Here is an 8,967-nt window from a genome sequence, read left to right as displayed (position 1 = left end):
GACGGCGAGTCCGGCGCCGGCCGCGGCGATCGCGAGGGGCGGACCCCAGGCGGCGGGCCGGCCCCAGCGGATCCGCCGCAGGGCGCTGGCCAGCGCTGACGGCGTCGCCGGTGGCGTCGCAGTGGCGGAATCCATGGGGGGAGGGCGGCGGCGGGACCCAAGTTGTTATGCAACAGATTGGGTATGCGCCAAAGTGTATGCACAACTTGTTGGGCAGGTCAACCGGACCCGGCGATGGCTGGGTCAGGATCAACTCCCGCGCCGACGTGACGTCCCCTCCCTGCCATGGCCCTGGCGCACACGATCCTCACGGTGCTCTGCGAGAAGGACGCCAGCGGCTACGACATCAGCAAGCAGTTCGAGGAGACGATGGCCTGCTACTGGACCGCCAGCCAGCAGCAGATCTACCGGGAGCTGGCCCGGATCGAGGCCAACGGCTGGGTCCGCTGCCAGGTGGTGCCCCAGCAGGGCAAGCCGGACCGCAAGGTGTATGCCATCACCGAGGCGGGCCGGGAGGAACTGCGCCACTGGGCCGCCGAGCCCGCCCAGCCCACCCCCATCCGCGAGGACCTGCTGGTGAAGGTGCTGGGCGGCCCCTACACCGACCCGGCCCAGCTGCTGGCGGAGGTGCGCCGCCGCCGCGCCGTCCACGCCGGCCAGCTCGCCTCCTACCAGGAGAAGGAGGCCCTGGTCCGCTGCCATCCGGCGCTGCCGCTGCAGGAGCAGTACCGCTACCTCACCCTGCGGCGGGGCATCCTGTTCGAGCAGGAGTGGATCCGCTGGTGCGATGAGGTGATCGCCTTCCTGGAGGGGCAGCCACCGCCAGCGGAGCCGTAGGGGTGCTCAGGGGCTGGCCGGCTCCAGGACGCGGTGGGAGGGAACCTGATCGAAGGCCATCAGGCGGCGCTCCACGGCAGGCCCATTCGCCTGCAACCAGGCCGCCATGGCGTCCCCCGTCTTCGGGCCATAAATGCGGTGGCTGACGATCACGGCGGTGCCACGGCCGTCCGCCAGGCGCCAGCGGGCGAACACGGCCTCGCTGAACGTCCGGGTGGGGAAGAGGGCCACAACCAGGTGCTCGGCGGGGCGCTCGGCGGTGCGGGGAATGGAAGCCGTGCGCAGCACCGTGGCCCCGTGGCGCCGGTAGTTGCCGAGGGCCCGGTTGGCCATCTCGGCCAGCCCATCCCCATCGCTCACCCCGGGGTAGGTGTTGATGGTGACCATGTCCGTCCAGCGGCTGAGGTCGTCCTGCCCCGCCGGGGTGAACTCGTGCTGGTGCTGGGACGACCAGCGCAGCCGGTAGGTCTGGCCGGCAAAGGTGAGCGTCAGAGGGGTGGCCGGGGGGCCGGCTGCCGCGGGCGTGGCTATCGCTCCACCCAGCGCAACAGCCACCAGCAGCGGGGCGGCCCAGCGACGCAGGCCATGGGGGCTGGGCATGGCACGTCGCAACCAGGGGCAGGGTAGGAAGCTCACCGGGGACGGCAGGCGCCAGGGCGCGTAGCGTTGCCGCTTGCTGAGTGAGCCAGTGTGGATCGTCGCTGGTTCGCCCCACAGGGACGACGGGTCCTGGGAGCCCTCCTGGCGGGTTGCCTGGGCGGAGCGGGCCCCGTTCAGGCTGGGACCGCTGACGGGGCCCCGCCGGCGGTCTCACCCCAGGCGGCCGGCATCCTGCGGATCGTTCGTCAGCGGATGGCCGACGACCACCTGAGGGCGGTGATCGTGCGCGTCACGATCGACGGCAAGGAGGTGGTCACCGAGGCAATGGGCGAGTCGATGACGGGCGTGCCCGCCACGGATGACATGCACGTCCGCAACGGTGCGATTGCCATCTCCTACGTGGCGACGCTGCTGCTGCAGCTGGTCGACGAGAACAGGGTGAGCCTCGATGACAAGCTCGCGAGGTGGCTGCCGGAGATTCCGAACGCGGAGAGGGTCACGCTCGGCCAGCTCGCCCGGATGACCTCCGGCTACCGCGACTACGTGATCGGCAACGCCGCGTTCGAGAAGACGCTGCTCGAGAACCCGTTCCGCCAGTTCTCCGTGCAGGAGCTGCTCGCCTACGCGGACCTGAAGACGCTCTGGTACGAGCCCGGCACGAGCTGGAACTACGCCCACACGAACTACCTCCTGCTGGGCCTGGCGCTGGAGCGCATCACGGGCCAGACGATGCCGGTGCTGATGCAGGAGCGGATCCTCGGGCCCCTGAAGCTCCGCAACACCCGGGACCCCGGCGGCACCCCCGTGATCGCGCCGCCAGTGCTGCACGCCTTCTCGTCGGAACGGCGCCAAGGCCTCGGCATCCCGGCGGGCACGCGCTTCTACGAGGAGTCGACCTACTGGAATCCGTCCTGGACGATCACCCGCGGGGCGGTGCAGTTCACCACCATTCACGACATGGCCACCTCCGCCGAGGCGATCGGCACGGGACGGCTGCTGTCGCCCCAGAGCCACCGGCTGCAGATCGCTCCGACGCTGCGGGGCTTCGGCCGGCCGATCGAGGGCTGTGCCACCTGCGCCACCCTCGGCGACTTCTACACCTATGGCATCGGGATCGTCCTCTCGGGCCCCTGGCTGCTGCAGAACCCGCTGTTCTCCGGGCAGGCCGGGGTGATGGCCTACCTGCCGTCACGGAAGATCGCGGTGGCGGTGGCGGTCACCTTCGACGAAGGGGCCTTTGATGCCAACGGGGACTACTGCAATGCCGCCGATGACATCTTCCGCGCGATCGGCGCCTATCTGGCGCCGCAGGACGCCCCGCCCGTCAGGGCCCCTGCCAGAGAAAGGTGTTGAAGGAGCGGTCGCCCAGCTGGCTCCTGTACTTCAGGGTGTTCTCGCTCGAAAGACTCACCACGGCGCCGAGCCGGTCGGCCAGCTTGAGGCACGGCTGGAACTGCGGCACGCTGTAGCACTGCACATCGAGCTGGTTGCAGCCCGCCGTGGGCACCAGGCTGGCCTGGAACGGCTGGATGCTGCAGAAGATGGGCTTGGGGTACAGCCGACGCAGCAGGTAAAAGTCCTCCAGGGAGTAGTGGGCAAAGAAGTGGTCGTCCACCTGGATCCCGTCGCCGTGGCGGGCTTCGGCCACCAGCTCGTCGATCCGCAACCCCCGGTACTGGGGGGACTGCACCCACACCACGGGCATCAGTCCCTGGCGGCGGGCCGCCTGGGCCGCCTCTCGCTGCATCGTCTCCGACACCTTGCGGACGTCGAGGAACACCACCTTGAAGTCGCTGCCCCGGATGTCGGCCATCACACTGTCCAGCGACTGCCGGGAGGCGTAGTACCAGATCTGGGGCTGGGACAGCCAGGTGCCGTTGGGGGCCGCCTGCCCCGCTGCCGCACCCAGCACCAGGGCGGCGGCCAGGCCCATGGCCGTGGCGGTGGTCAGGGATCGACCCCCCGCAAGGCCTGGTCGTTTCCTGCAGCGCAGACGCATGACACTGCCTGGGGTGTGTTTAGTGTGCCCGGCACTGGCCCGCGCCAGCTCGACCCCCCCGGGCGCCATGCCGTCATCCCTTCCCCACCAGACCAGCGTGCTCGTGGTGGGAGCCGGTCCCACCGGCCTGCTGCTGGCGGGGGAGCTGCAGCGCCGCGGCGTCCCCAACCTGCTGATCGACGCCCGGGCCGAAGCCCTGCACTGGGACCGGGCCACGGTGATCCACCCCCTCTCGCTGGAGATCTTCGAGGCACTGGGGCTGGTGGACCGGTTTCTCGAGGCCGGCTGCCGGCAGCGGCGGATCCTCATCCACGCCGATGGCCAGCGGCTGGGGGAGCTGGATCTGGCCGACTGCGGCAGCCGCTACGGCTTCAACCTCGGCCTCTCCGAGGAGGTGACCGAAACGATCCTCACGGACCATCTCGAGAGCCAGGGCGGCGCGGTGCAGCGCTCCTGCCGGCTGGTGGGTCTGGAGGCCCACGGGGACGGGGTGACCGCCACGGTGGCCTGCGGCGAGCAGGAGCACGCCGTGCAGGCCCGCTGGGTGGTGGGCTGCGACGGCCTGCGCAGCACCACCCGGGCGCTGAGCGGCCTCGACTTTGAGGGCCATGGCATTGCCCGCCCCTGGGCCGTGTTCGATGCGGCGGTGGAGGGCTGGAGCGACAGCCACGAGGTCAACGCGGCCTATCTGGACGCCTCGCCCCTGATCCTCACGGCCCTGCCCGAGGAGCGCTGGCGGGTGTACCTGCGGCCCGAAGCCGAGGAGGGGGACCTGGTGGCCGAGGCCGCCGCCGTGCTGCAGCGCTACCTGCCCCAGGCCCGCTTTGCCGGGGTGGAGAACCCCAGCCGCTTCCATTGCCACAGCCGGGTGGCCAGCGCCTTCCGCGCCGGGCCGGTGTTCCTGGCCGGCGATGCCGCCCACGTCTGCTCCCCCGCCGAGGGGCATGGCATGAACTGCGGGCTGCACGATGCCGCCAACCTGGCCTGGAAGCTGGCCCTGGTCCACCACGGCGCCGCTGACCCCGCCCTGCTGGACAGCTACGAGCAGGAGCGCCGTCCGGTGGCGCAGGCGATCTGCCGTTCCGGCGATGCCACCGAGCAGGCCCATGGGCTGCAGGAGCCCGCGGAGCGCGCCGCCCGCGACCGGGCGATCGCCGCCATGCTCGCCAATCCGGTGGCCCGCCAGCAGGAGGTGGTGGCGGAAACCGAGATGAACGTCAGCTACGCCGGCTCGGCGATCACCCTCGGCGGCGGGGAGGGCCAGCCCTTTGGTGCCGGACAGCGGTTGTCCACCACGATCGCGCTGCCGCCCGGGGCCAGCGCGGATCGGCTGCACGCGCTTACCCACCGCTGCGGCCACACGCTGCTGCTGCTGGCCGGCCCGGAGACGCCGTCGGAGGCCATCGCCGAACTACAGGCCGAACTGGAGGCGGACCGGGCTGCCGGCACGGTGCCGCCGGAGCTAGTGGAGGCGGTGGTGTCTCTGCGCCTGGAGGAAGCGGCCAGCCTGGGCCTCGGGCCCCTCACCCTGCTGGCGGTCCGGCCGGACGGCTTCATCGGCCTGAGGGCTGACGTGGATCACCGCAGCGCCGTTCGGCGGTATGGGGGGCAGGTGTTGGGCCGCTGAGGCGGGGACCTGGCGCTTGTTCATGGTGATCAACATCAGGTCCGTCAAGGCCTCAGTTCAAGTTGACGCGATCCGGTTCAGAGACGATCGAGAAACTCGCTCACATCCACCTTCGCCTGCCTCAGCAGGCCAGCCAGAGTGCCGATCTTGACTGATTTGTGAAGAGGAACGACGCAGCCGCGGCTGCCGCAACGCATCACCACATGGCTGCCGTTCTGGCGAACGGCCTCAAATACCAGGAGCTCCAGTGTGCGAATGATGTCCCGACCGGAAACGTGCGGGAGCTTAGGCATGCGCCGGAACGCTGAAAAGGGTCACCAGAGGGTGGCCCTTGATCACGGCGGGGAACTCCTCCAGATAGAGCGTGGTGGCTTCGCGCAGGTTGGCGAGGGCTTCCTCGATGGATTCCCCCTCCGTTGTGGTGCCCGTTTCAGGGTTGAAGGCCACATACCCGCCTTCCTCTGCAGGTGTGAGTACGGCGGTGAGTTCCATCGGCCCAGGTGCAGTGATCCCAGTCTGGCGGCCCCTGGCCCTTGCGGCCCCCATACCGCCAGTGGATCGCCCTCGGCCTCTCCACTTCATGGCTCGCGTCGCCCGCGAAGACACGTGGCAAAGCCGCACCCGCTACTGCGTAACCGGCGTGATGGCCGCAGCGCCGCCACTGATGGCGACAGCCTCGCCAGGATGGTGACCTCAGCGACAGAGATTCGTGCAGACAGCCGTGCCGACAGCAGCGCCCACCACCGTGCCGACCACCACCTTCGCGGCGTTCGCCCAGCGGGCCGACTACTCGCTGCTGGATGGATTGCGGCCGGATCCCCAGGCCGCAGCGGATGGCCAGGATCACCGGCCCCGCCAGGTGTTCTCCGGCCATTACGTGCCGGTGACACCCACCCCGCTGCCGGCGCCGGAGCTCGTGGCCCACAGCCACACCCTCTTCGCCGAGCTGGGCCTGGGCGATGGGCTGGCCCACGACGAAGCGTTCCGCCGACTGTTCTCCGGCGACATCACGGCGGCGCAGGAGCCGATGCGGCCCTATGGCTGGGCCACCGGTTATGCCCTCTCGATCTACGGCAGCGAATACATCCAGCAGTGCCCGTTCGGCACCGGCAACGGCTACGGCGATGGCCGGGCGATTTCCGTGTTCGAAGGCGTCTTTGGCGGCCGGCGCTGGGAGATGCAACTCAAGGGCGGTGGCCCCACGCCCTACTGCCGTGGCGCCGATGGCCGCGCCGTGCTGCGCTCCAGCGTGCGCGAGTTTCTGGCGCAGGAGTTGATGCACGCCCTGGGGGTTCCCACCTCCCGCTCGCTGACGCTCTATGTGTCCCGGTCGGAAACCGTGCGCCGGCCCTGGTATTCGCCGAACTCCCGCTCGTTCGATCCCGACGTCCTGGTGGACAACCCGGCGGCGATCACCACCCGGGTGGCCCCTTCTTTTCTGCGGGTGGGCCAGCTGGAGCTGTTCGCCCGCCGCGCCCGCAGCGGTGCCCACCCAGAGGCGCGCAACGAGCTGCAGATGATCGTGGCGCACCTGATCGAGCGCAACTACCGGCAGGAGATCGATCCTGCGCTGGAGTTCAGCGACCAGGTGGTGGAACTGGCGGGGTTGTTCCGCGGCCGGCTCACGTCTCTGGTGGCGAACTGGATGCGGGTGGGTTACTGCCAGGGCAATTTCAACAGCGACAACTGCGCGGCGGGGGGGTACACCCTCGACTACGGCCCCTTCGGCTTCTGCGAGCTGTTCGACCCCCGCTTCCAGCCCTGGACCGGCGGCGGCCAGCATTTCTCCTTCTTCAACCAACCGGTGGCCGCCGAAGCCAACTTCCAAATGTTCTGGGCCTCCCTGCGGCCCCTGCTCGAGGGCAACCCAGAGGCGCTGGCGCGGCTGGATGCCATCCGCGAGGGCTTCGCCGAAGCGATGGGCCAGGCGCTCGACGCGATGTGGGCCAGCAAGCTCGGCCTGATCGGCTACGACGCCGAACTGGTGCAGGAGCTGCTGCAGCTGATGGTGAGCTCCAAGGTGGATTACACGATCTTCTTCCGCAGGCTGTCGGAGATCCCCGAGCACGTCTCGGCCCTGCAGGAGAGCTTCTATGTGCCCTGCTCAGAGGAGCTCGATGGGCAGTGGACGCAGTGGCTGCAACGCTGGCGTGCCCGCCTGGCGGAAGCCGGCGACATCCGCGAAACATCGGCTGCGATGAAGCGCGTGAATCCCGCGGTGACCTGGCGCGAATGGCTGATCGCCCCGGCCTACGAACAGGCGGCGCAGGGTGATTACGGCCTGGTCAGGGAGCTGCAGGAGGTGTTCCGCCATCCCTATGACGCGCTGCCTGCGGAGCTGGCGGCGACCTATGACCGTCTGAAGCCCAGGGAGTTCTTCAACGCCGGAGGGGTGTCCCACTACAGCTGTTCGTCCTGAATGGGCGCTCAGGGCAGCACCCGCTCGGCCAGCTGCTGCAGGCGACGATCGAGGCTGATCAAGGTGGCGGCTTCACGCCGGGCTAATGCCAGATAGAGGCAGTCGTAGACGGGGTGATCGTGATGGCAGGCCAGGGCAAGGGCCTCGGCCTGCAGGTGGCGGTCGGCTTCCACCCGATCCACCAGATCGCGGGCCTCGGCCAGCAGCTGCTGGGGATCGAGATCAGCCAGGTGACCAGCCTTTTGCAGTTTCCAGAGGGTGTTGGCCAGCTCGGTGAGCATCAGCTCCGGGGCCAACACCACGGCCGCCTCGCGGATCTGCTCCGCCACGGCAGCAGCGGCGGGATCCCCAAGGATCAGCCGCACGGCAGCCGAGGCATCGAGAACGCAGGCGAGGGCCATCAGCGCTCGCGGTCGGCGCGGATCAGCGCTTCCGGCGTCTGATCTCCGGCCAGCGCGGTGACCAGGGGCCCGCGCCGGGCGATGCGGTCGAGCACCAGGCGGCGACGCTCGCGCCCATCCTCGCCGGCGATGGCCTCGAGATCCACCAGCGCCTGCTGGCTGAGACTGCGCTTTTGCACCTGGGCGCGGTGCTGCAGCAACCGGTGCAGCGGTTCAGGCAGGTCGCGGATCTGCAGGGATGGCATGGCTACGCCACTCGTGAATCTAGGCTACTCGTAGCGCATGCGCTTTGCATGTATCGCTCGACGCATCGGTGACGCTTCCGCAGGGCGATGAACTGCAGGTCGGTGGCGCTGCTCTGGTGCCCGAGCACGCCTTCGCGGTGGATCCAAGGGGCTCCTGATCCCCTCACGACCAGGTGGCCCGTCAGGACAGAACGGTCTTCAGCTGAAGGATCAGCAGCGGCAATTCCACCTGGATCACATCCCACACCACATCAAGATCGACCCCCAGGTAGGCGTGGATCAGTTGATTGCGCATCGCGATGATCTCCCGCCAGGCAATCTCAGGATGGGCGATCCTCACCTCCTCTGGGATGCGAGTGGCGGCCTCGCCGATCAGCTCGATGTTGCGAAGAACGGCGTCCTGCATCAGCTGATTTGCCTCGAACTGCGCACGGTTCAGATCGGCGCAGTAGCGCACGGCGCGACGGGCAAACCGATCCATGTCCTGCGCATAGAGGCGCCAATCGCGTTTCGGGTTGCCGTCAGAGGGTGATGGCATCCGCCTCAACCGCAGGCCTGAGCTCCTGCCGGAGTGCTTGTTCCGTCACCAGATCGACAGGTTGCTGGAGCAGATCTTCCAGGAACAGCTGGAGGCCATAGAAGCGTCTGGCCGTGGCAGGGCCGTCAAAGGCCACCAGCAGATCCACATCGCTGCTCGGTGTTGCCGTGCCGCGGGCCCAGGAGCCGAAGATCCGCAGGCTGCGTACGCCGAAACGCTCACTCCAGACGGGCGCGTGCTGGCGCAACCGGCTGATCAACGTTTCGGAACTGACGTCCATGGCCGGCAGTGAGCGCTGAAG

The 8,967-nt window shown here is 68.9% G+C and carries 12 protein-coding genes; 4 read left to right on the top strand and 8 right to left on the bottom strand.

All coding sequences use genetic code 11. From position 1 onward, the window contains the following. The first annotated feature begins 285 nt into the window (after window positions 1–285). Window positions 286–837 (top strand): PadR family transcriptional regulator, encoded by a 552-nt coding sequence (locus KBY81_RS04375; protein WP_106221716.1) that lies wholly within the window; start codon window positions 286–288, stop codon window positions 835–837. Between the two features lie 6 nt (window positions 838–843). On the opposite strand, the gene KBY81_RS04370 is transcribed toward KBY81_RS04375, so the two are convergent. Continuing rightward, window positions 844–1,437 (bottom strand): hypothetical protein, encoded by a 594-nt coding sequence (locus KBY81_RS04370; RefSeq protein ID WP_254975742.1) that lies wholly within the window; start codon window positions 1,435–1,437, stop codon window positions 844–846. A 90-nt stretch (window positions 1,438–1,527) separates the two neighbouring features. Between KBY81_RS04370 and KBY81_RS04365 the strand changes: the two genes are divergently transcribed. Continuing rightward, the gene (locus KBY81_RS04365) at window positions 1,528–2,790 is read left to right on the top strand and encodes a serine hydrolase (RefSeq protein WP_254975741.1); all 1,263 of its coding nucleotides are present in this window, start codon (window positions 1,528–1,530) and stop codon (window positions 2,788–2,790) included. Here KBY81_RS04365 and KBY81_RS04360 read toward each other — a convergent pair. Further along, window positions 2,762–3,370, bottom strand: a complete 609-nt coding sequence (locus tag KBY81_RS04360; protein WP_254975740.1) for a hypothetical protein — start codon at window positions 3,368–3,370, stop codon at window positions 2,762–2,764. The two genes, KBY81_RS04365 and KBY81_RS04360, sit on opposite strands and share 29 nt — an antisense overlap. 133 nt (window positions 3,371–3,503) lie before the next feature. Between KBY81_RS04360 and KBY81_RS04355 the strand changes: the two genes are divergently transcribed. Continuing rightward, a complete protein-coding gene (locus KBY81_RS04355) occupies window positions 3,504–5,063 on the top strand; it encodes an FAD-dependent monooxygenase (RefSeq protein WP_254975739.1) in 1,560 nt (519 codons plus the stop codon). A 77-nt stretch (window positions 5,064–5,140) separates the two neighbouring features. On the opposite strand, the gene KBY81_RS04350 is transcribed toward KBY81_RS04355, so the two are convergent. Both KBY81_RS04350 and KBY81_RS04345 read right to left on the bottom strand, forming a co-directional pair. Then, window positions 5,141–5,356, bottom strand: a complete 216-nt coding sequence (locus KBY81_RS04350; RefSeq protein WP_254975738.1) for a type II toxin-antitoxin system HicA family toxin — start codon at window positions 5,354–5,356, stop codon at window positions 5,141–5,143. Then, on the bottom strand, window positions 5,349–5,555 hold the full coding sequence (locus KBY81_RS04345; RefSeq protein ID WP_106221728.1) for a type II toxin-antitoxin system HicB family antitoxin: 207 nt from the start codon (window positions 5,553–5,555) through the stop codon (window positions 5,349–5,351). The genes KBY81_RS04350 and KBY81_RS04345 overlap by 8 nt, the downstream gene beginning before the upstream one ends. A 229-nt stretch (window positions 5,556–5,784) precedes the next feature. Between KBY81_RS04345 and KBY81_RS04340 the strand changes: the two genes are divergently transcribed. Then, window positions 5,785–7,482 carry a YdiU family protein gene (locus KBY81_RS04340; RefSeq protein WP_254975737.1) on the top strand — a complete coding sequence of 566 codons (1,698 nt, stop codon included), beginning with the start codon at window positions 5,785–5,787 and terminating at the stop codon, window positions 7,480–7,482. An 8-nt stretch (window positions 7,483–7,490) separates the two neighbouring features. On the opposite strand, the gene KBY81_RS04335 is transcribed toward KBY81_RS04340, so the two are convergent. The 4 genes from KBY81_RS04335 to KBY81_RS04320 all read right to left on the bottom strand — a co-directional run bounded on the left by KBY81_RS04335 (window position 7,491) and on the right by KBY81_RS04320 (window position 8,946). After that, the gene (locus KBY81_RS04335; protein ID WP_106221730.1) at window positions 7,491–7,883 is read right to left on the bottom strand and encodes a type II toxin-antitoxin system VapC family toxin; all 393 of its coding nucleotides are present in this window, start codon (window positions 7,881–7,883) and stop codon (window positions 7,491–7,493) included. Further along, a complete protein-coding gene (locus KBY81_RS04330) occupies window positions 7,883–8,128 on the bottom strand; it encodes a hypothetical protein (RefSeq protein ID WP_254975736.1) in 246 nt (81 codons plus the stop codon). The genes KBY81_RS04335 and KBY81_RS04330 overlap by 1 nt, the downstream gene beginning before the upstream one ends. A 181-nt stretch (window positions 8,129–8,309) precedes the next feature. Continuing rightward, complete coding sequence (locus KBY81_RS04325) at window positions 8,310–8,666, bottom strand: DUF86 domain-containing protein (RefSeq protein ID WP_106221734.1); 357 nt, start codon at window positions 8,664–8,666, stop codon at window positions 8,310–8,312. Further along, window positions 8,650–8,946, bottom strand: a complete 297-nt coding sequence (locus KBY81_RS04320) for a nucleotidyltransferase family protein (protein ID WP_106221736.1) — start codon at window positions 8,944–8,946, stop codon at window positions 8,650–8,652. The genes KBY81_RS04325 and KBY81_RS04320 overlap by 17 nt, the downstream gene beginning before the upstream one ends. Between the last annotated feature and the right edge of the window lie 21 nt (window positions 8,947–8,967).

This window comes from Cyanobium sp. Lug-B (assembly GCF_024345635.1).
GTDB lineage: Bacteria > Cyanobacteriota > Cyanobacteriia > PCC-6307 > Cyanobiaceae > Cyanobium > Cyanobium minutissimum.
This window is presented reverse-complemented; position numbering and strand designations above follow the sequence as displayed.

Coding starts and splice junctions, on each gene's coding strand:
- KBY81_RS04375 (WP_106221716.1), top strand. CDS start 286: ATGGCCCTGGCGCACACGATCCTCACGGTGCTCTGCGAGAAGGACGCC.
- KBY81_RS04370 (WP_254975742.1), bottom strand. CDS start 1,437: ATGCCCAGCCCCCATGGCCTGCGTCGCTGGGCCGCCCCGCTGCTGGTG.
- KBY81_RS04360 (WP_254975740.1), bottom strand. CDS start 3,370: ATGGGCCTGGCCGCCGCCCTGGTGCTGGGTGCGGCAGCGGGGCAGGCG.
- KBY81_RS04355 (WP_254975739.1), top strand. CDS start 3,504: ATGCCGTCATCCCTTCCCCACCAGACCAGCGTGCTCGTGGTGGGAGCC.
- KBY81_RS04350 (WP_254975738.1), bottom strand. CDS start 5,356: ATGCCTAAGCTCCCGCACGTTTCCGGTCGGGACATCATTCGCACACTG.
- KBY81_RS04345 (WP_106221728.1), bottom strand. CDS start 5,555: ATGGAACTCACCGCCGTACTCACACCTGCAGAGGAAGGCGGGTATGTG.
- KBY81_RS04335 (WP_106221730.1), bottom strand. CDS start 7,883: ATGGCCCTCGCCTGCGTTCTCGATGCCTCGGCTGCCGTGCGGCTGATC.
- KBY81_RS04330 (WP_254975736.1), bottom strand. CDS start 8,128: ATGCCATCCCTGCAGATCCGCGACCTGCCTGAACCGCTGCACCGGTTG.
- KBY81_RS04325 (WP_106221734.1), bottom strand. CDS start 8,666: ATGCCATCACCCTCTGACGGCAACCCGAAACGCGATTGGCGCCTCTAT.
- KBY81_RS04320 (WP_106221736.1), bottom strand. CDS start 8,946: ATGGACGTCAGTTCCGAAACGTTGATCAGCCGGTTGCGCCAGCACGCG.